Raw genomic sequence first — 20,547 nt, forward strand, 5'->3', positions numbered from 1 at the left:
GCGTCCTCATTTCGTGAGGGAGAAGGAGTCGACGTCGAAGAGGTAGCCGGTGCCGGAGCCGGTGAAGACGAGGCAGAGAGGGCCGGACGCGGAGCCGGTCAGCGGGGTGGAGACGGTCTGGAAGGTGTTCCAGTCGCCGGTGACCGGGACCGGGACCGTCCCGAGGAGCGTTCCGGTGGCGGAACCGGAGCGGATCTGGATCTGGCCGCCCGCACCCGCCGAGGAGACCCGTGCGGAGTAGGACGTGGCACCGGCCGTGGTGACCGACGCGTAGGCGGCCCAGTCGCCGTTGTTGATGTACCCGACGGCCAGGCCGCCGCCGGCCGCCGGATGTGACGCGGTCTGCACCCCCGACTGCGAGGAGAAGGTCTCGGCCTCGACCGTGGCCCCGGGGGTGCCGGTCGTGAACGTGAACGCGTCGACGTCGAACAGGTACCCCTGACCGGTCACTCCCTTGAAGACGAGGTACACGGTGGTGGACGAGGCGGGTGCACCCGACAGGGCCGCGGTCACGTCGGTGAAGGTCTCCCAGTCGCCGGTGACCGGGACGGTCAGCGTGCCCATGAGCGTTCCGGTGGGAGATCCGGCGCGGACCTCGATCGTCCCGCCGGGGCCGGCGGACGACACCCGCGCCGAGATCGACGTGGCGTTCCCCAGCTTGTACGGCTGGAATGCGATCCAGTCGCTGTCGTCGGTGAACCCGACCGTGTTGCCGCCCTCGGCCGGAGCGTGGGCGGCGATCTGCACTCCCGACTGGGCGGAGAAGTGCTCGGCCTGCCGGTGACGGGGCTGCAGTGTCCGGGTGCTGCGGGCCGTCAGCCCGCCCGCATCGGTGTAGGACGCCTCGAAGACGCCGTAGAGGTTGGCGGCCGTGTCGTGCTCGCCGTCCACGGGCACGGTGAGGGACCCGGAGCAGCCGTTCTGCGAGGTGATCTGGTGCCGGTGGTCGTCGTGGCCGATGAAGTACGTGACCGTGACCTTGTCGCAGTTGATCGAAGAGTCCTCGGGATCGGTCACCGTCACGTTGAACGGGACGCTGTCGCCGAAGGCGAACAGCTGCCCGTCGGCCGGGGTGTTCAGACTCACGGTGGGCGCGGTGTTCCCCACCGTGATGAGCACACTGGCCGTTCCCGCCAGCCCTTGAGGGTCGGTGACGGTCAGCTTCGCCGTGTAGGTCCCGTTCGCGGTGTAGGTGTGCGACGGGTTGGCCGCGGTCGATGTTCCGCCGTCGCCGAAGGTCCAGGCGTAGGTGAGTGCCGCGCCTTCGGGATCGTTGCTGCCCGCGGAGGAGAAGTTGACCGCCAGGGGGCTCTGTCCTGAGGTCCGGTCGGCCTTGGCCACGGCTACCGGATTCCGGTTGCCGACGCCTACGTAGTCGATCCGGTGGACCGCCTGGTTGTCGGTGCCTGTCCCGTAGTCGAGCACGTAGAGCGCTCCTTCGGGACCGAACGCCATATCCATGACCTGGGTCCCGGACCAGGGGAACGCGCCGATGTCGCCGTAGCCGCCGCCGGCGGTGACCTCGATGGCTTTGATCCACTTCCGGCCGTACTCCCCCGCGAAGAACCGTCCGGAGAGCGACTGCGGGAATTTGACCGGCGAGTTCAGGGCCGCGTCGTAACGGTAGACAGGCCCGCCCATCGGCGACTCGGCGCCGGAGCCGAATTCCGGCGGCGTCCCCGCGTCCCCGCCGTACCTGATCCAGGCCGCTTTGGGCACCGGAAGGGTGGTGAGTCCCGTATTGCGGAAGGAGCTGTTGACCGGTCCGCCTGCGCAGTCGAACTTCGCCCCGGAGGGACCGGACGGGAACGAGTATCGGTTGTAGGTCTCAGCGGCGGTGTTCGTCCCCGTGCAGTACGGCCAGCCGTGGTTTCCCGGACCGGTGATCCGGTCGAACTCGACCTGGCCGTTCGGCCCGCGGTTCGGGTTGGTGCTTCCCGCGTCCGGGCCGTAGTCGCCGAGATAGACGATGCCCGTGGCCTTGTCCACCGACATCCGGAACGGATTGCGGAAACCCATCGCGTAGATCTCGGGCCGGGTTCTGGCCGTCCCGGGCGCGAACATGTTCCCGGGCGGGATCGTGTACGTGCCGTTCGGTTCGGGATGGATGCGCAACAGCTTGCCGCGCAGGTCGTTGGTGCTGGCGGCCGATCGCTGCGCGTCGAATTGCGGATTGCGTCCGGTGCGCTCGTCCAGTGGCGAATAGCCGCTGGATTCAAACGGGTTGGTGTCGTCACCGGTGGTCAGATACAGGTTTCCCTGGGAGTCGAAGTCGATGTCACCGCCGACGTGGCAGCACTGGCCACGGTCGTTGTCCACGGTCATGACGACCTTCTCGCTGGCCATGTCCAGGGTGTTGTCAGTCTTCAGGGTGAACCTGGACAGGTTGAGATGGCCCTTCCAGGCGGCCCAGTCGGTCGACGTCCCGTTGGCGGGCGCGTCCCCCGAGGGGGTGTTCAGGCGGGGAGAGTAGTAGAGCCAGAGGTATCTGTTGGTGGCGAAGTCCGGGTCTGCCGCGACCCCTTGCAGGCCTTCCTCGTCGTGGGAGTAGACGTTGAGTCTGCCCGCGACGGACGTGGTGGCGGATGAAGTGGTGATCCGGACTGTGCCGTCGCGTGCGGTGTGGACGACGGAGCGGTCCGGCAGCACCGCGAGCGACATGGGTTCGCCGAGTTTGGCCGCTCCTTTCGCCAAGGTGACTTGCTGGTAGTCGGAAGCGGGGATGACTGATGCGGTCGCGGAGCCGCCGACCGCCACGCAGGATGCGAGCACCAGCGTGGCGGCGGAGACAAGCCGGACCCACGAACGGAGCCGTGGGGACATGGGGGCGGAATCCTTTCCTGGGATTCCCTGTCTGCCTGTCTGGAGGATGCCGACTCCAGGACGTCTACCGGGTCCAGCGCTGGTTGGGTCCGCCGTGGCAGGTCCAGATCTGGAGTTTTGTGCCGTTGGCAGTGGAACTGCTGGGCACGTCGAGGCATTTGTTCGCGCCCGCGGCGGTGATGGTGCCGTCGGTGTTGAAGCGCCACTGCTGGTTGTTCTGGCCGCTGCAGTCCCAGATGATCACGGGCGTACCGTCGGCGGTGCCCCGGCCGCTGACGTCCAGGCATTTGCCGCCGTAGACCCGGAGCTCTCCGGCGGCGGTGCGGGTCCACAGCTGGTTGGCGCCGCTGTGGCAGTCCCAGATCTGCACCTGCCCGCCGTTGGCCTGTGAAGCGCCGCCGACGTCCACGCACCTGCCCGATCCCACGCCCCGGATGACGCTGCCCGCAGGGGGCTGGGTCGTGCCCGTATCGAGTCCGAGGAAGGAGATCGCGTGGGCGATCATCCCGCTCATCGGGAGTTCATGGCCGACGCCGCTGACGCTGATCCCTTCAATGGTGGCGTCGGTGGTGGTGGCCCCGTAGCGGGTGCGGGTCCAGTTGGTCTGGGGATGGTCGGTGAAGCCGGGGGTCTGGGAGAGGCCGTGCAGGTTGGTCCACTGCTTGATCGCTTCGCCGTAGTTCGGGTAGGCGAGCACGGTGTCGGTGGTGCCGTGCCACAGCTGCATCCGCGGATAACTGCCCGCGTATCCGGGATACATGGCTCTGGCCTGGTCGCCCCACTGCTGCGGGGTCTTGATCAATTTGCCGCTGGAGCACTGCCCGTTCCACTGCGATCCGTCGGTCGTGGCGAAGCATCCGGCCGGTACGCCGGAGAAGGCCGAGCCCGCGGCGAACACGTCGGGGTATTCCGCAGCGAGCACGTTGGTCATCATGGCGCCGGAAGAGAATCCGCTCACCACGATCCGCGCGGGGTCGACGGGGTGGCGCTGACGGGCGTAGGAAACCATCGACATGATCCCGGTGGAGTCGCTCCCGCCGTCGCGCCTCAGGGCGGCGGGCGAGGACACGTCGAAGCAGTGCCCTTCCCTGGTGGCCTCGGGCAGCACGATGATGTAGCCGTACCGGTCGGCCGCGGCCACGTAGTCGTGACCGTTGCCGTTGAAGATCCCTCCGGCCGACCCGCCGCAGTAGTGGACCAGGACGAGGAGCGCCGGTCGCGCGGCGACGTTGTCCGGCACATACATGTACATGTTCAGGTTCGTGGGGTTGGCGCCGAAGCCGGTCACCCTGGTGAGTGAAGCGGCCTCGGCGGTCCCGCTCCCGAGAAGGACGCTCGCGGCGGCCAGCAGGGCAACGACCGCTGCCATGAAGGCTCTCAGTGCTCGTCTCATCAGCTCCGGGTCCATTTCTGGTCGTAGCTGTCGGGCACACGCAGGATGTAGTTGCGGGTCTTGCCGCTGCTCTGGATCGTGCGGTTCCCGCTCGTGAGCGTCGGGGCTTTGCCGCATCCGGCGGTCGGCGTCAGAGCGCCGGACGGTGCGGTTCGGTCGGGGCTGCCGGCCAGCGCTCCGCTGCCCGCGCTCAGCACAAGCAGTGCCGCAGCCACGACGGATCCCGATAGGGGGCGGAGTCTCATGTGTTCCTCCTCGTGCGGCGGGCCCGCTCGGGCTGGGGCCGCTCGCCGCTCGCCACTCGCGAATGGACGATCGGGGTGGTGTCAGCGCACCGTGAAGTCCTGGTCGGTACCGGGGAGGTTCCTTGTGCGGCCCAGCCGGGCGCGGTGGCCCTGTACGTTGCGCGTCGAGCGACCGGGGCGATGCATAGGGCGATAAGTTCGGCATTTCGAACAGCGCTCGACCAGTCGAGCGCTCTGGATAGTAGAGGGTGTGGCGGCCGCGTCAATACCCCTGGCGCGATTCACCGTTCACAGCCGTTCACTGCGGAACGGCTGACGTGTTTCCCGAAACCGCCCCCGTCTACCCGGACCACGGGCACGATCCGATGGCGCCGGGCGCGGCAGGAACGCGGTCGACCAGAACACCCCACACCCTTCGGGGCGTTCGGCTGAGCAACAGTCCTGGAAACAGGATCCCCTACCCCCCCCCGGGGAACGGTGGGTCTGGCATGCGAGTTCGGAGTGCTGTGGCCCTAATTCCGCACGATGCGCCACCGGTTGTCGGCCGTGCCGTCATCGGAGGCCTGTATCGCGAACGCGCCCACGGCGGTGGAGTTGTCCGTGATGGCGAGCAACTTGCCGCTGTGTTCGTTGCGGATCTTGTGGGTCCCGTCTCCCTGATCGAGCAGCGTCCACCTGTGGTCGGCGGTGCCGTTGTCCGACCACTGCAAGATAGTGGCGTTGTCTGCCGTGGACATGTTCGCGACGCCGAGCACCTTGCCGCTGTGGGCGTTGCGGAAGCGGACTGCGTTTCCGTCCGTGACCATTTCCCAGTTGTGGTCGGCTGTGCCCGAGTCGTGCCACTGCAGGGCGCGCCCACCATCGGCCGTGGACATGTTCTGGATGCCCAGTACAAGACCACTGGCTGCGTTGGCGAGCCGGGCGGTACGGCTGGTGTTCCAGTAGACGGTGTAGTTGTGGCCGTGCGCGTCGTAGAAGGGGCCCAGGTCGACGGTGGAGCCGTTGGCGGTGGCGGTGAAGGAGAGTGAGCTGCTGCTGGTCCGCGTGATCGATGACGTGATCAAGGAGGGAAGGGCGGTGAGCGCGGAGTCTCCGTAGTCGCCGGACAGGACGACCGGGCCGTAGGTGATCGCCGCGACATTCGGGTTGTCGTTGGCCGCTCGCATGGTGATCCGCATGGGCAGGCGGACGGTGACCGTGTCGCCGGAGACCCACGAGCGGCTCAGGGTGGCGTAGCTGCCGGGGGTGGCGGCGACTGTTTGCGCGACGCCGTTGACGCTGATGGTGACCCCGGTGGTCCAGCTCGGGATGCGGATGTTCATCGCCCAGGATCCGCTGACGTTGCCGGTGACTCGCAGGGTCGTGGTGTCGCTGTTCGGGTAGGACGTGGTCTGGGTGACTGTGATACCGCGCGATGACCAGTTGAGCACCGAGGGCACGAACAGGTTCACGATCAGTGTGTTGTCACGGTGGAAGTAGATCGAGTCCATCAGCCTGGTGTGCATCTCCAGGCCTGTGCCCTGGCAGCACCAGAAGGTCCCGTAGTCGGTACTCCAGGTGCCCCCGCCCCAGGCCGGGCCCACTCCGCGCCGGCCTCCCGGGTTGAGCGGGGTGAAGTAGGTGATGTGACCGTGGCCGTCGGCCGGGTTCTGCTGGCCGATCATCTGGTTCAGCCACGCTCGCTCGTAGTAGTCGAACAGCGCGACCCGGTCCGGGTCCAGCTCGAACAGCTCCCGGGTGAGGGTGAGCATGTTGAAGGTGTTGCAGCTCTCGCACGTGTCCTTGTTCAGGTAGCCGGCGATGGCGTTCGGAGCACGGAAGTGCTCCGCCTGGCTGTTGCCACCGATGGCATAGGTGTGCGCGCCGACGCAGATGTTCCAGGCGTTGGTGGCGATGTCCCGGTAGCGGGTCGTGCCGGTGGCCTTGTACTCCCGGGCGGCCCCGACCCACTTGGGGACCTGGGTGTTGGCGTGCAGTCCGTTGAGCTTGTCCTGGTTGGACGCGAGAGGGTCGAACACCGCTGCGTGGTCGAACCGCCGGGCGACGGTGAGCCACCGCGCGTCACCAGTGTGCAGGTGGAGATCCGTCAGCACGGCGTTCATGCCGCCGAACTCGGTCCCCAGCATGGCCTGCATCTGCTCACCGCTCAGCCGGCCGGTGCGCCGGTCGACCCATCCTGCCAGGGCGAGCAGCACATCCCGGGCCTGCGTACTGCCGAGGTGACGCCATACGTCGAGCAGGCCGGCGAGGGTCTTGTGGATGGTGTAATACGGCACATTGCCGTTGGTCAGGGTCCGCTGCTCGAGGGCGGTGAAGTCGGATTCGGGGTAGCCGGAGAGGTACCCGGTGTTGAAGCCGACGGCACTGTTGTTGGCCTGACACCTGGCCAACTCCGCGACCATGTATGTCGCCTTGTCCCTGCAGGTCGTGTCCCCGGTCACGGCGTACAACTGCGCCCACGCCGTGAGGAAGTGCCCTTGGATGTGGGTGCGGAAGGGGAACGTCGGCGCGTCCCAGCCGCCGTTGGCAGCCGCGCCGTTGGTGGCCAGCCGGTGGTTGGCGCGGAAGTTGTACAGCAGCCGGTCGACATCGACGAACCGCAGGTAGTTCCGCGTGCGGTTCTGGTTGTCCAGCCACCGGCTCGCGGTGAGCCGGACCTGGCCGAGCGCGAAGGGCTGCGCCAGGACTCCGATGGCGGCCCGCGCGGAGGGGGTGGCGGCATGGACGGGAGATTCGCCGATGAAGGATCTGGCCGCAGAGGCGGCAGCAGTGGCCCCGGCTATCTGCAGGAGTCGCCGCCTGTTGACGAAGGAAGACATCTTGCACCTTTCGCTGACGAGAGAGGGCTTGCTCAGTCGTTGCTGTGCCGGCTCGCGGAGGCCGGCGACACTCGCCCGGCCTCACCCGTTTCTGCGCAGGCCTGTTGCGTCGGGAAAGCGTGAAATTCAGAGCATGGGAGTTCCTTTCGGAAGCGAGGCCGTCCTCGCCTCACAAGCGTTCGAAATACCGAACTCGGGTCGAATATTCGAACGTGGTCGGCGCTGAACGTAGGTCGGGCCGACTCGGAAGTCAACGGCCTCGACAGCACTTCCGGACGACGCGGCGGACGGTGTCGGCGGAACACGTCGCCGACACCGTTCCTAGCCGCGACGCCCCGTGACCGGAACCCAGCGGCCGAGATCGGCCTCAACTACACCAGCGAGTATGGGAGTTCACAGAGGTGACGCGCATTGACCCCCGTATCCCCCGATGCCACAATCAGGGATTCGACCAGCCACACGACATCCGGTATTTCGAACCATCTGGTGTCATGTCTGCGCACACGGCCGACTTCGGGAAGAGCCCGGCCGGGCGAGACCCCTCGCCCGTACGGCGCGGATCACCCGGAACAGATGTCCCCCGCCCCCCATGAGCCCGGGACACAGACTCCTCTCCCCCCACACACAGGAGGCGTACATGGCCCACCACAACAAGCACCGCATGAGCCGCCGCACGATCCTGCAGATGACCGGCGGGCTGACAGCGGCCGGGGTCATGGGCGGCGGGGTCGCCGCGTACGCCGCGCCGGACACTTTCACGCATCCCGGGATGCTGCACAACGAGGGTGATCTGGGCCGTGCTCGCGCCAGGGTGGCCGCGGGCGACGACCCGTGGCTCGCCGGCTGGAAACGGCTGACCGCCAATGCACACTCCGCGGCGGGCTGGGACCCCAACCCGCAGGAGACAATCATCCGCGGCGGCGGCCAGGGCGAGAACTACGGGATCCTCTACAACGACATCCACGCGGCGTATCAGAACGCGCTGCGCTGGAAGATCACCGGCGACACCGCCCACGCCGACACCACACGGAACATCTGCAACGCCTGGTCCAGGACGCTGAAGTCCCTCGACCCCACCTACTCCGAGTCACGGCTCGCCTCGGGCATCTACGGATACCAGTTCGCCAACGCGGCCGAACTCATCCGCGACTACGAGGGTTTCGACCTGCCACGTTTCCAGACCTTGATGAAAGAGGTCTTCTATCCGCTGAACACCGACTTCCTCGTCCGGCACAACGGCACCTGCGACACTCACTACTGGGCCAACTGGGACCTGTGCAACATGGCTTCGATCCTGGCCATCGGGATCCTCTGCGACGACAAGGCGAAGTTCGACGAGGCGGTTGACTACTTCCACAACGGCGTGGGCACCGGCGCGCTCAAGAACGCGGTCCCGTTCGTCTACGACGACGCGGGCCTGGCCCAGTGGCAGGAATCCGGCCGCGACCAGGGACACAGCATCATGGGCATCGGCCTGATGGGGGCGATCTGCGAGATGGCCTGGAACCAGGGCGTCGACCTATACGCCGCGGACGGCAACCGGTTCATGAAGGCCGCTCAGTACGTGGCCAAGTACAACCTCGGACAGAACGTCCCGTACACCACCTACAACAACTGCGACAACGTGAACCAGACCGTCATAGGCTCCGGCGGCCGCGGCCAAGGGCGCCCGGTGTGGGACATGCTGCACTACCACTACACGAGGCGCCGCGGACTGTCCGTTCCGTACATCACCGCGATGGCCGAGAAGGGCCGTCCCGAGGGTGGCGGCGGAGACTACGGCCCGAACAGCGGTGGCTACGATCAGCTCGGCTTCGGCACCTTGCTGTACGCGAAGTAGGCCTGCCGCACCGGGCGTTGACATGGCGCCCCGCCTCGGTTCGTCATGACCGGCGCTTCAGCAGCGGGCAGCGGAGCTCGAAACTGCCGCACGTCGCCGTGGCATGGGCCGCCTCACCCTCACCAACGCGTCCAGGCAGGACAGCGGTGACCGTGCCAGGTCGGTGCCGTACGCGGTCAAGGGGAGCAATGGCGTCCGCGTGCGGGAGATACCCGCGGGGGCGCGGCGCACCTTGGTGAGGGGGCGAGCCGCACGCCGCGTACGGGTGCGGGGCCCGGCGAGACGGTCGCCGGGCCCCGGCCTGTGTCAGCTCGCCGCGCTGTTCAGCGCCGCGAGGACCGCGCCGTATGCCTCCTTCTTCTGGTAGCTGTCGTTGAAGAGCAGCGGGGTCTCCTGGGCGCGCCAGGAGTACTTGTCGGTCACGCCCCACACGGTGATGCCGTTGCACCGGGCGACGGCCACGCACGCCTGGGTGACCTGCCGGTACACATTGGCCTGGGCCGTCCCGGAGCCGCCGACATCCAGCTCGGTGATCTGCACGTGCACGCCGAGGTCGGCGAAACGCTGGAGGTTCTGCCGGTAGGTGCCGAGGTCGGAGTTCGAGGCCAGGTGGCTTTGGAAGCCGACGCAGTCGATCGGTACGCCCCGGGCGCGGAAGTCCTTGACCATCCGGTAGATGGCATCGCTCTTGGCGTTGATGCCGTCGGTGCCGTAGTCGTTGTAGCAGAGCTTGGCCTTGGGGTCGGCTGCCTTCGCGGTGCGGAAGGCGTCCTCGATCCAGCCGTCGCCGAGTTGCTTCTGGAGGTTGGACTGGCGTCGGCTGCCGTCCCATTCGAATGCCTCGTTGACCACGTCCCAGGAGTCGATCTGGCCCGTGTAGTGTCCTGCGACCTTGGTGATGTGGTTGCGCATCGCCTGGCGCAGGGCATCGCCTGTCAGTCCCTGGACCCAGCCGGGCTGCTGGGCGTGCCAGACCAGGGTGTGGCCGCGTACCGACTTGCCGTGCTCCTTGGCGTACGCGACGAGTTCGTCACCGCCGCTGAAGCTGAACTGGTTCGGGCTTGGCTCGGTGGCGTCCCACTTCATCGCGTTCTCGGCGACGACGCTGGAGAACTCCCGGTTGAGAGTGGACTCGTAGTCGGCCTCGCCGAGATGGGGAGCGACCGCGGCCCCGAAGTACCGGCCGCTCTGAGCGGCCGCGCCACCGAGGGTGTCGGCGGCCTGAGCAGTGGGTGAGAACGCCAGGGCGGCCGCTGCCGCCAGGGCACCTGCGGCCGCGACGGTGATCGCCGTCCGGGTACGTCGCGGGGCGCGCCTTCTGGAGGATCCGTGGGTCATTGCGGGTCTCTCTCTGGTGGGGGGATGGGGGGGGGAAGTGCCGGGGCTGCTGCGGGCGTCGGCCGTCAGGCCAGCGCCGCTTCCCAGCGGGTGCCGCTACTGGTGGCGTCGGCGGGCAGGCGGTCACGGGCGGCGGTGTCGTCGTACAGCCGCCAGCGGAACCAGTCGACGAGGGTGTTCTGGGTCTGGTCGAAGGTGGGGAACCCTGGGTTCAGGTACGCGGCGTGGTCCGCGCCGACGTGGGTGAGGAAGGCCTTGGACGCGGGCAGTTCCTCGTAGGCCCGCCGGGCCAGGGCGTAGTCACACGTCGGATCCTTCTCGCCGTGGATGAACAGCACGCCCGCATGGACCGAGGCGGCGGGGGTCCCCATGTCCACACAGGCGACCGGGACCGCGGCGACGATCCGGTCGTCGGGCCAGGCGGTGACCAGGCCGTGGATGGTCATGCCGCCCATCGAGTGTCCGGAGACGCCGACGCCGGCCTCGGTGTCGATGTGCCCGGCGAAGGGGCCGCTGGTGTTCAGGGCCAGGGTCCGGGTGATGACCTCGGAGACGTCCCTGGACCACTCCCCTCCGTATACGGAGCCGATGTTGGTGTTGTCGGAGATCGAGGGGGCGGGGCAGATGAAACCGGCGGAGGCTATCGCGTGGGTCTGCGAGGCGTACGAGTCGGAGTTGCCGTAGGCACCGTGGTTCCACTCCGCGACGGGGAACACGCCGTCGGCGAGCGGGGCGCCGGGAATGGGGGCGCCGCCGGGGCTGCCGGGGGTGGGGTAGAAGACCTTGGTGAACAGTGAGCGGGTGCCGCGGTTCCAGTTGAACTGCTGTACTCCGACGGCGAACTCGCCGGCGGGCGCCGCCCGTTCGGCGCCGGAGGCGGGATGCGCTGCGGAGCCGAGCACGGAGGTGCTCAGACCCGCTGTCGCGGCTGCGGTCAGGCCGAGGAAGGTACGTCGAGTCAACGACATGTGTGACTCCTTGCGTGGGGGGGGTGGAGCAGGGAGGTCTCAGCAGGTGGAGTCGGTCTGGGTGGCCAGGCCGAGGCGGTAGGGCAACTGCGAGTACTCGCCGCCGGAGTTGGGGTCCCGGCCCTGGTAGAGGAGCCGGAGCCGGCAGGGGTCGATGGTCATGGTCTGGTCGTTGGAGGCGCGGATCAGCTCGCCGTGGCTGATGTCCTTCGTCCAGGCACCGCCGGGGAAGGTGACGTTGGCGGAACCGGCGAAGGGGGCGGCCTCGGTGGCGGCGAGCGGCTGCCAGGTGCCGGTCAGGCCCTTGGAGGTGAAGGAGCGGTAGTAGCGGATTCCGTTGCCGCCGATGGCTTCCCAGATCAGCAGGTAGGTGTCGGTGTCCTGGACGCGGTAGACCGCACCTCCTTCGAACAGTGCGGCGCGGGAGTCCTCGAGCACGATCTGGGTGTTGCCGAAGCCGTTGGGGAAGGTCGCGACGGTGGTCTCGGAGCGGTACACGTGGCCGTTGTCGTCCGCGGAGAACAGGTAGCACTTGGCGTCGTCGCAGATCACGTAGAAGTCGAGCCAGTTGCCGTCGCCGATGTTGTCCTGTACGACGTCGGGCACGCTGTCCATGAGGTTCTTCGGCGCGGACCAGCTGGTCGGGTCGTTGATGTCCTTGGTGGTGGAGTACGACGGCAGGCCGGTCTGGTAGACGAGGTACCACTCGTCCTTGGGGGCGAAGTAGAAGGCGTGCGGGGCGGCACGGTAGCCGGGGCCGATGGCGGAGGCGGTCTCCAGGTGGGTCTGCTTGGCCGTGGCGGCCTGGGACCAGTCATCGAAGCTGGTGTGGGCCAGGCTCCAGTCGCCGGAGGTACGCGCGGCGGTGGTCATGAAGACGTGCCATCGGCCGTTCTTGTCCTGGACCACCGAGGGGTCCTTGACGGCAACGGAGTTGCTGCCGTCCTGCTGCGGTGAGATCACCGGCCCTGTGGACGACCACCGGAAACTCCCCGGCAGGTCCTGCCGGGAGACATCTTCCGGTGTCGCCCCCTCGGCGGGCACGGCTAAGAACGCCGCCAGCAGGGCGATGAGCAGGGCCACATACGCATGGCGGCGGTGGTGGCGGGGGCGCAGACGAAGTGTGGGGGGCATGGGCAGCTCCATAGCGGCTCGAATGGTGCGCATGCGGTGAGTGGGGGGCCGAGTGTTCGGCTCAGGCCCGACAGAATCGCGGCTAGGTCGAAATACCGAACACCGGTCGGGCTTTCGGACGTAGGAATGATGGTGCGCTTGACGGAGTCCGGTCAATGCTGCGAACGCAATATTTTCGGCCTTCCGATCGAAAGAATTGCGCGAAACTTTCTTCCGCATAGGCTTCAACGCCCGTGACACGCAGGCGACTTGGAGCACACCGGGACCGAGCCGGACGCCGCGCTCGGCTCGCCTGCCCAGCGGCGTTCAGCTCTTCGACGGTTCTGGAATCACGGCGCCGGCGGAGCCGTGCTCTGGCGGACCACGAGTTCCGTGGCGATCTCCAGGCCGAGCTGCGGCACTCGCTCCCGGCGGCCGAGCGCGAGGGCCAACTCGGTGGCCGCGGCCGCCATTTCGCTCAACGGCTGATGCACCGTCGTCAGCGGAGGATCGGCCCACACCGCAACCGGCATGTCATCGAAGCCGACCACGCTCAGATCGTGCGGGACCCGCAGCCCCGCCTCGCGGGCCGCCAGGTAGACACCGAGCGCCTGCATATCGTTCGCGGTGACGATCGCGGTGGGCCGGTCGGTCCTGCCGAGCAGGGTGCGTGCCGCGCCCCAGCCCTCCTCGCGCGTGAGTTGGGCACGGACCGTCAGATCCGGGTCGACGGGGAGCCCGGCCGCTTCGAGAGCGGACCGGTACCCCGCCGCCCGGGCCAGGCAGAACGCGTGATCAGGCCCGCCGATCATGGCGATGCGCCGGTGCCCGAGGGAGATCACGTGGCGCGTCGCGGACTGGCCCCCCTTGAAGTTGGTCGCGCCGACATAAGGGACACCGTCGGGCACGTCGTCCACCGGATCGAAGACGACGTAAGGGATGCCCTTCTCCTTGAGCCGCTCCCGTTCCGCTTCAGGGAGCTGGAACACCGAAAGGACACACAGCGGGCGTCGCCCCACGGTGTCGTCCACCGAGGCGTCGGTGTCGTGCAGGCCGAACTTGGAGACCACGACGCCGGCGCGGTTGCTGCGGGCCACCTCCTCGACACCACGGATGATCTCCCCCACCCACATGCTCTCCAGCTCTCGGAAGATCAGCTCGATGAACTTCTGCTTGCCGTCCGAGGACTTGCGGTACCCGTACTCGTTGATCAGCCCCTGAACGCGTGCCCGGGTCGCGTCGGACACCCCTGGCCGGCCGTTGAGCACCCGCGACACCGTCGGCACCGATACGCCCGCCAACTCGGCTATCTGTGCGATCTTCACCGACATCGGCCCGACGCCCTGGGCGGTTTTCCCGCTGCCCACCGACGCTCCCCCACGACTGTCCGCCACAACTGCCCTTCCCGTTCCGCACGGACGCCCCGCACGCCTGGTCATGCATGCCACCCACGCGATCGCCACCGCCTGCGAGCCGTCATTCTGGCACTCGCTTCCGCGGGAGCGCGGCCTGAAGGTGCGCCTCCGCGAACATCCGGCACCTGCAGACCACAGCCACAGCGGCCACAGGAGCGGTGGGCGCAACTGCGCGCGGAGCAGGAGGTTCTGGGCCGGTGCTGCCCGGCGCGGCGCACGGGCGGAGCGTCGTCGTGGCGGACTGCAGCCGCACGGGACTGGCCGGAGACAGGAGGGCACGCCACGGACAGGAGCACGGGCATGCATCGGGTCGCGTCTTCCAACTCCCCTCGACTGCGCTCCTGTTGACGACCGCCCCGTGCGCCATTACTGTCCGCCTCGATCCTTCGATCCACCGATCTTCGTTCGGCATTTCGTTCAATGGGAGCGCTCCCATAGCTGACGGCACCGTCGGCGCCACCGGTACTTGGACGCAGGACCCAGCCCACGGCGAGACGATCCGCGCCGGCAACCACCAGACCCCGACCGTCGATCCGTACCGACTCCGATACGTCCACCAAGGCACAAACCTCAGCGGCAACGACCACCTCCGCCCTCCCCGGCGGATGGGCCCGCTCCCCCGGGCCAACTCCCCCTGCTGACCCCCTTCGACACCCTGGAGCCGCTCATGCCCACCGTCCCTTCGTTACGCCGCACCAGACGCCACGCCGCAGCCCTGCTCGCGGGATCCCTCCTCGTCGGCGGCCCCCTGACCGCGCCCACGGCGGCAGCCGCCACCTCCGCGGCGACCACGGGCGTACGCGTCAACCAGGTCGGCTACCTGCCCGACGGGCCCAAAGGCGCCACCGTGGTCACCACGGCGCCCCAGTCACTCACCTGGCAACTGCGCGACACCTCCGGGGCAGTGGTCGCCTCGGGTGCGACCGTCCCGCGCGGCGCCGACGCCCCCTCCGGACAGTCCGTCCAGGTGGCCGACTTCTCCTCGTACCGCGGGACCGGCTCGGGATACGTCCTGGCCGTGGACGGCAACACCAGTGCACCCTTCGACATCCGCGCGAACCTGTACGACGGCCTGCGCTCCGACGCGATGGCGTTTTTCTACCACCAGCGCAGCGGCACCCCCATCGACGCCTCCCTGGTGGGCTCCGCCTACTCCCGCCCGGCCGGACACCTCGGCGTCGCACCCAACAAGGGCGACACCTCCGTCCCCTGCCAGGCCACCGTGTGCGACTACACCCAGGACGTGAGGGGTGGCTGGTACGACGCGGGCGACCACGGCAAGTACGTGGTGAACGGCGGCATTTCCACCTGGCTGATGGTCAACTCCTTCGAGCGGGCCAAGCGCGCGGGCGAAGACGCGGCCCTCGGCGACTCGACCCTCAAGATCCCCGAGCGCGGCAACGGCATACCCGACGTCCTCGACGAGGCGCGCTGGGAGCTCGACTTCCTGATGCGGATGCAGGTGCCCGAGGGCAAGCAGTACGCGGGCATGGCGTTCCACAAGATCCATGACGCGGCCTGGACGGCTCTGCCGACGCGCCCCGAGCAGGACTCCCAGCCCCGCGAGCTGCACCGTCCGTCCACGGCGGCGACCCTCAACCTCGCCGCGGCCGCCGCACAATGCGCCCGGGTCTTCAAGCCGTACAACGCCGCGTTCGCCGACCGCTGCCTGTCGGTCGCCCGCCGGGCCTGGACGGCCGCGCAGGCCAACCCGGCCCTGTACGCGCCGGATTCGGACAGCACGGGCGGTGGCGCGTACGGCGACACCCAGGTCGGCGACGAGTTCTACTGGGCGGCGGCCGAGCTGTACGCCACGACCGGTGAGAGCGGCTACCGGGACGCGGCCACCGGCTCGTCCTGGCACACCTCCGAATCCGCCTTCTCCGCCTACGGGTTCGGCTGGTCGGACACGGCCGCCCTCGGCCGGCTCACCCTGGCCACCGTCCCCAACGGGCTGCCCGCAGCCGACCGCGACCGGGTACGGACGTCGGTGGCCACCGCCGCCGACGGCTACCTGTCCCGGATGGCCGCCCAGGGCTACGCGGTGCCCGTCCCGGCGGACGGTTACTTCTGGGGCTCCAACGGCGCGGTCGCCAATGACGCGATCGTCCTGGCCGTCGCCGCGGAGCTGACCGGCAACGAGCGCTACCGCACCGGTGCGCTGGAGACAATGGACTACCTGCTCGGCCGCAACGCCCTCGGCCGGTCCTACATCACCGGCTACGGCAAGACGTACGCGCAGAACCAGCACCACCGCTTCTGGGCACACCAGTTGGACGCCTCACTGCCCCGCCCGCCGGCGGGATCCCTCGCAGGCGGTCCCAACAGCGGACTGCAGGACCCGGTGGCGGAAGAGAAGCTGCGGGGCTGTGCGCCCGCCGCCTGCTACATCGACGACATCGAGTCGTACTCCACCAACGAAGTCGCGATCAACTGGAACGCCCCACTGGCCTGGCTCACCGCCTACGCCGCCGAACGCACCTCCAACAGCGAACCACCCCCCGCTGCCTGCGCGGTGACGTACAAGACCGACAACGTCTGGAACACCGGCTTCACCGCGACGGTCACCGTCAAGAACACCGGCCCGACCCCCGTGGACGGCTGGCAGCTGAAGTGGACCTACCCGGCCGGCCAACGTGTCACGAACGCCTGGAACGCGACCGTCACCCAGAACGGCACCGACGTCGTCGCCCGCGACGCCGGCTGGAACCGGACCGTCGCGCCCGGTGCGACAGCGAGCTTCGGATTCCAGGGAACGCACACCGGGACCAACCCCTCCCCCGCGGCCTTCACACTCAACGGGAACACCTGCACCTGAACCACGGCCGGCCAGGGCCCGGGGCATACGATCCCGCCCCGGACCGCCTTGGCCGGCCTGATCCGCACCACAAGGGCTCACCCGCCATGGCCGGCTGGCAGTGAACCGAGGGATATCGCGCGGTAGTTGTGGCCGCCCTGGCCGGCGAACTCGATCCGGTCGGGCTCGGTCCGCGTCGCCTGGACGGGAGCGCCGGCGGTCAGGTCGAGCAGTTCGTAGTCCCCGGTGAGCATCCGGCTGCGGAGCTTGACGGAGGTGTCGCGGTCAGGGGTGGCCGAGAGCTCCATGCCCTGGCCGTCGCGCCAGGTGGCGCCGATGGTGAAGCCGCCTCGCGCGCGCAGGCCTGTGACGCTTCCGTTCGGCCAGGCCGGTGGCAGCGCGGGCAGCAGGTGCAGCTCGCCGTCGTGACTGTGCAGGAGCATCTCGGCGATACCGGACGTCGCGCCGAAGTTGCCGTCGATCTGGAACGGCGGATGCAGATCGAACATGTTGGGCGCGAGCCGGTCCGGCGTCACGAGGTCACGCATCAGGTCGTGGGCTCTGCCGCCTTCCTCCATGCGCGCCCAGTAGTTGATTTTCCAGGCCAGTGACCAGCCGGTTCCGGCATCGCCGCGCAGCTCCAGGGTCCGGCGGGCGGCGTCGAACAGCTTTGGTGTGCGGCGCCTCGTGATCTGGTTGCTGGGATGCAGGCCGTAGAGATGGGAGATGTGGCGGTGGGACGGCTCGGTTTCCGTCCAGTCGTAGAGCCACTCCTGGATGTTGCCGCGGGAGCCGATCCGCAACGGCGCCAGCCGCTCCCGGGCTGTCAGGAGCCTCTTGCGGAAGTCGGCGTCCACGCCGAGGATCTCGCCGGCGCAGGCGCAGCCGTCGAACAGGTCGCGCAGGATCTGCATGTCCATGGTGGGCCCCGCGCATACGCTCACGTTCGCGTGGTGGGTCAGCTCCGGGGAGTTCGACGGGTTGGTGACCAGCCATCCCAGGTTCGGCTCTGCCACCAAGGTGTCGAGGAAGAACTGGGCGGAGCCTTTCATCGCGGGGTAGTTGGCTTTCAGGAAGCCGGTGTCGCCAGTGAACAGGTAGTGGTCCCAGATCATGGTGGAGAGCCAGGCGCCGCCGCTCTGCCACATGCCCCACACCGAGCCGTCGACGACCGAGGACCCCCGCCACCCGTCGGTGTTGTGGTGCGTGACCCAGCCTCCGGCGCCGTACTGCACCCTCGCGGTGCGGGCGCCGGTGACCGTGAGGTCGTCGATCATGTCGAACACCGGCTCGTAGCATTCGGACAGGTTCGTCGAGTCGGCCGGCCAGTAGTTCATCGGCAGGTTGGCGTTGAGGGTGTACTTCGATTCCCACGGCGGGTTCATCTGGTCGTTCCAGATGCCCTGCAGGTTGGCCGGCTGGGTGCCGGGCCGCGAGGACGAGATCAGCAGGTAGCGGCCGTACTGGAACAGCAGGGCGGCGAACTGCGGGTCGTCGGCCTGGCCGTGCCGCGCGATCCGGACGTCGGTCGGCTGGTCGGCCGCGTCCGTGCGGCCGAGGTCGAGGGTGGTGCGCCCGAAGAGCTCTTGGTAGTCGGCCACGTGGCGGCGGCGGAGATCGTCGTACGGCGTGTGGGCCGCGGTGTTGAGGTGTCTCCAGGCGATGCCCCGGTAGTCGCCGCCCGTGTGCTGGTAGTTGCGGTAGCTGGTGCCGATCGAGACCAGCAGTGTCACGCTGTCGGCGTTCGACACCCGGAGTGTGCCTGCGGAGCTTGCGGTGCTGCCGCCCTCGGCGACAGCCCTGGCCAGCGCGAGGAACCGGACCGAGCCGGCGATTCCCCGGTGGTCGCCGGAGACGCCGTCAAGACCGATCGTCGCGCTGTCGGGGCTGGCGGCCGTCGTGCGCTGCGGGCTGCCGAAAGCGGCCGAGAACGAGATCGAACCGGGCGCGTCGGCGGTCAGGCGCACGGCGATCACCTGGTCCGGGGCGCTGGCGATCACCTCACGCCGGTAGCGCACACCGGCCACGGTGTAGGTCACCGCGGTCGTGGCGGTGGTGAGATCGAGCCAGCGCCGGAAGCCGGACACTGCGCTCGCGCCGGGCAGGGTGAGCCGGAGGTCACCGACGGGCTGGTAGGCGAGTTGCCCGGCGGGTTGGCCGAGCATCGCCTGGTCGATGAGGGTCTGTGCCTGGGCCCATCGGTTTTGGAACACCAGCCGCTGGATCTCCGCGAGGGCACCGGCCCCGCGCGGATTGCTGTAGTCGTGGGGGCCGCCGGCCCAGAGTGTGTCTTCGTTGAGCTGCAGCCGCTCGGTGTCGGCGTTGCCGAACACCATGGCGCCGAGGCGGCCGTTGCCGACCGGGAGCGCACGCAGCCAGTTTGATCCCGCCGGCTGGTCGTACCACAGGGCCAGGTCGTCGATCGCGCGTATCTCCGCGGGCGCGGCCGCGTCGGCGCGGGCGACGGCTGTCCCTGGCACCGGCAGCAGCGCGGCCCCCGTGCCCGCGGTGCCGAGCTTGATCGCTTGTCTTCGCGTCACACGCGGCATTTCGGTCCTCCCTTGGGTTCTTGACGGTGAGGTGGCTCGGCACGTGGTCCGGGCCGGGGCGCGCTGCGCTGCAGGTGCAGCGGGGTGTGAGCGTCGTCGGCGTGGGCGGCCTGGGCGGACAGTCGTCGTCCCGCGCTCTCCGGGCGGACGTTCGGGCCGTCGGGTGCGGGGGCGGTGCGGTGGCGGCGCGCCGCGATCGTCTCCTCGTCCACCCGCAGGCCCAGGCCCGGGGAGTCACCGAGGACGAAGGCGCCGTCCTCGACGTGCAGGTCCAGGCAGAGTCCGAGCGGCGGCGTCAGGTTCTGCAGCTCGCTGACGAGGTGGTTGGGCACGGACGTGGCGGCGTGCAGCAGTCCGACAGGGGTGTCGCCGACCGGGCTGACGGGCAGGTCGTGGGCGTGGGCCAGGGCGGCCACCCGCAGGAAGTGGGTCACCCCCCACACCGCGGCCGTCTGCACGATGTCGACGGCGCCGGCCGCCAGGAGCGGGCGGTACTGCTCGAGGCCGGTGAGGTTCTCGCCGCTGGCGACCGCGGCACGGATACCCCGCTGGACGACGGCCAGGCCCTCCGCGTCCCACCGGCGGACGGGCTCCTCGACCCAGGTGAGATCCAGGGCGCGCTCCAGCTCGCACACGTGCCGGACGGCTTGCTTGCGGGCCCAGGTCTCGTTCGCGTCGAGCATCAGGGCCGGCCGGGTGCCGCCTGCGGCGTCGGTGAGCAACTGGCGGACCAGGTCCAGGCGTTGTCTGTCCCGTTCGACGTCGAGTCCGCCCTTGAGTTTGGCCGCCCGCAGCCCGTGTTCGGCGTAGACCTGGTGGACCGCGACGAGTTCGTCGTCGTTGAGAGCGATGTCGAGTCCCGACGCGTACGCGGGCACCGTACGGGTGCGGCCGCCGAGAAGGCGCCACAGCGGCTCCCCCGCTGCCTGCGCCTTGATGTCCCACAGGGCGGTGTCGAGGGCGCCGATGGTCCCGAACAGGGCTCCGGCGTGGCCGGCCTTGAATACGTGCCGCAGCATGCGGTCGTAGAGCGCGGTCACGCAGCGAGGGTCCTCGCCGTCGATCGCGGCGAAGACGGTCTCCAGCTCGATGTGCGGTCCGAGGCCGACGCCGGTGATCCCCGCGTCGGTGTCGACGAGGACGAGCGGCACGGGGACGACGCCGTCGGCGATGACACCGTTGGCGTCGCCGACGGGCCGGTCCCACTCCTGGATCGTCGTCAGGGTGCGCAACCCGGTGATCCGCAT

The 20,547-nt window shown here is 68.8% G+C and carries 12 protein-coding genes; 2 read left to right on the forward strand and 10 right to left on the reverse strand.

All coding sequences use genetic code 11. The features are described 5' to 3' along the window. Positions 1-6 precede the first annotated feature (6 nt). The 4 genes from ACFQVC_RS28640 to ACFQVC_RS28655 all read right to left on the reverse strand — a co-directional run bounded on the left by ACFQVC_RS28640 (position 7) and on the right by ACFQVC_RS28655 (position 7,280). On the reverse strand, positions 7-2,823 hold the full coding sequence (locus ACFQVC_RS28640) for a carbohydrate-binding protein (RefSeq protein ID WP_381835925.1): 2,817 nt from the start codon (positions 2,821-2,823) through the stop codon (positions 7-9). Between the two features lie 64 nt (positions 2,824-2,887). Continuing rightward, positions 2,888-4,192, reverse strand: coding sequence for an extracellular catalytic domain type 1 short-chain-length polyhydroxyalkanoate depolymerase (locus tag ACFQVC_RS28645; protein ID WP_381835927.1), 1,305 nt, complete (start codon positions 4,190-4,192; stop codon positions 2,888-2,890). A 23-nt stretch (positions 4,193-4,215) separates the two neighbouring features. Beyond that, positions 4,216-4,461, reverse strand: a complete 246-nt coding sequence (locus tag ACFQVC_RS28650; protein ID WP_381835929.1) for a hypothetical protein — start codon at positions 4,459-4,461, stop codon at positions 4,216-4,218. Between the two features lie 512 nt (positions 4,462-4,973). Next, positions 4,974-7,280, reverse strand: coding sequence for a beta-L-arabinofuranosidase domain-containing protein (locus tag ACFQVC_RS28655; RefSeq protein WP_381835931.1), 2,307 nt, complete (start codon positions 7,278-7,280; stop codon positions 4,974-4,976). Between the two features lie 637 nt (positions 7,281-7,917). Here ACFQVC_RS28655 and ACFQVC_RS28660 point away from each other — a divergent pair. Beyond that, positions 7,918-9,120, forward strand: a complete 1,203-nt coding sequence (locus ACFQVC_RS28660) for an alginate lyase family protein (protein WP_381835933.1) — start codon at positions 7,918-7,920, stop codon at positions 9,118-9,120. A gap of 306 nt (positions 9,121-9,426) precedes the next feature. Here the strand turns inward: ACFQVC_RS28660 and ACFQVC_RS28665 are convergent, their stop codons facing one another. The 4 genes from ACFQVC_RS28665 to ACFQVC_RS28680 form a co-directional block, all read right to left on the reverse strand. Then, entirely contained in the window at positions 9,427-10,458 is a 1,032-nt protein-coding gene (locus tag ACFQVC_RS28665; RefSeq protein WP_381835935.1) for an endo-1,4-beta-xylanase, read from the reverse strand. A gap of 65 nt (positions 10,459-10,523) precedes the next feature. Further along, positions 10,524-11,426, reverse strand: a complete 903-nt coding sequence (locus ACFQVC_RS28670) for an alpha/beta hydrolase family protein (RefSeq protein WP_381835937.1) — start codon at positions 11,424-11,426, stop codon at positions 10,524-10,526. Between the two features lie 39 nt (positions 11,427-11,465). Next, positions 11,466-12,560 carry a glycoside hydrolase family 62 protein gene (locus ACFQVC_RS28675; protein ID WP_381835939.1) on the reverse strand — a complete coding sequence of 365 codons (1,095 nt, stop codon included), beginning with the start codon at positions 12,558-12,560 and terminating at the stop codon, positions 11,466-11,468. Between the two features lie 329 nt (positions 12,561-12,889). Continuing rightward, entirely contained in the window at positions 12,890-13,870 is a 981-nt protein-coding gene (locus tag ACFQVC_RS28680) for a LacI family DNA-binding transcriptional regulator (RefSeq protein ID WP_381836085.1), read from the reverse strand. Positions 13,871-14,621: 751 nt separating this feature from the next. On the opposite strand from ACFQVC_RS28680, the gene ACFQVC_RS28685 reads away from it, so the two are divergent. Beyond that, positions 14,622-16,772, forward strand: a complete 2,151-nt coding sequence (locus tag ACFQVC_RS28685) for a glycoside hydrolase family 9 protein (protein ID WP_381835941.1) — start codon at positions 14,622-14,624, stop codon at positions 16,770-16,772. Positions 16,773-16,849: 77 nt separating this feature from the next. On the opposite strand, the gene ACFQVC_RS28690 is transcribed toward ACFQVC_RS28685, so the two are convergent. Together ACFQVC_RS28690 and ACFQVC_RS28695 are read right to left on the reverse strand one after the other, a co-directional pair. After that, positions 16,850-19,300: a glycosyl hydrolase family 95 catalytic domain-containing protein gene (locus tag ACFQVC_RS28690; RefSeq protein ID WP_381835943.1), complete on the reverse strand. Its 2,451-nt coding sequence runs from the start codon at positions 19,298-19,300 to the stop codon at positions 16,850-16,852. Continuing rightward, positions 19,288-20,547, reverse strand: a complete 1,260-nt coding sequence (locus ACFQVC_RS28695; RefSeq protein ID WP_381835945.1) for a mandelate racemase/muconate lactonizing enzyme family protein — start codon at positions 20,545-20,547, stop codon at positions 19,288-19,290. The genes ACFQVC_RS28690 and ACFQVC_RS28695 overlap by 13 nt, the downstream gene beginning before the upstream one ends.

Source organism: Streptomyces monticola (assembly GCF_042665355.1).
Lineage (GTDB): Bacteria > Actinomycetota > Actinomycetes > Streptomycetales > Streptomycetaceae > Streptomyces > Streptomyces monticola.

Bases quoted from the DNA above. Each gene is read 5' to 3' on its own strand.
- ACFQVC_RS28640 (WP_381835925.1), bottom strand. From the start codon at position 2,823: ATGTCCCCACGGCTCCGTTCGTGGGTCCGGCTTGTCTCCGCCGCCACG.
- ACFQVC_RS28645 (WP_381835927.1), bottom strand. From the start codon at position 4,192: ATGGCAGCGGTCGTTGCCCTGCTGGCCGCCGCGAGCGTCCTTCTCGGG.
- ACFQVC_RS28650 (WP_381835929.1), bottom strand. From the start codon at position 4,461: ATGAGACTCCGCCCCCTATCGGGATCCGTCGTGGCTGCGGCACTGCTT.
- ACFQVC_RS28655 (WP_381835931.1), bottom strand. From the start codon at position 7,280: ATGTCTTCCTTCGTCAACAGGCGGCGACTCCTGCAGATAGCCGGGGCC.
- ACFQVC_RS28660 (WP_381835933.1), top strand. From the start codon at position 7,918: ATGGCCCACCACAACAAGCACCGCATGAGCCGCCGCACGATCCTGCAG.
- ACFQVC_RS28665 (WP_381835935.1), bottom strand. From the start codon at position 10,458: ATGACCCACGGATCCTCCAGAAGGCGCGCCCCGCGACGTACCCGGACG.
- ACFQVC_RS28670 (WP_381835937.1), bottom strand. From the start codon at position 11,426: ATGTCGTTGACTCGACGTACCTTCCTCGGCCTGACCGCAGCCGCGACA.
- ACFQVC_RS28675 (WP_381835939.1), bottom strand. From the start codon at position 12,560: ATGCCCCCCACACTTCGTCTGCGCCCCCGCCACCACCGCCGCCATGCG.
- ACFQVC_RS28680 (WP_381836085.1), bottom strand. From the start codon at position 13,870: ATGTCGGTGAAGATCGCACAGATAGCCGAGTTGGCGGGCGTATCGGTG.
- ACFQVC_RS28685 (WP_381835941.1), top strand. From the start codon at position 14,622: ATGCCCACCGTCCCTTCGTTACGCCGCACCAGACGCCACGCCGCAGCC.
- ACFQVC_RS28690 (WP_381835943.1), bottom strand. From the start codon at position 19,300: ATGCCGCGTGTGACGCGAAGACAAGCGATCAAGCTCGGCACCGCGGGC.
- ACFQVC_RS28695 (WP_381835945.1), bottom strand. From the start codon at position 20,547: ATGCGGATCACCGGGTTGCGCACCCTGACGACGATCCAGGAGTGGGAC.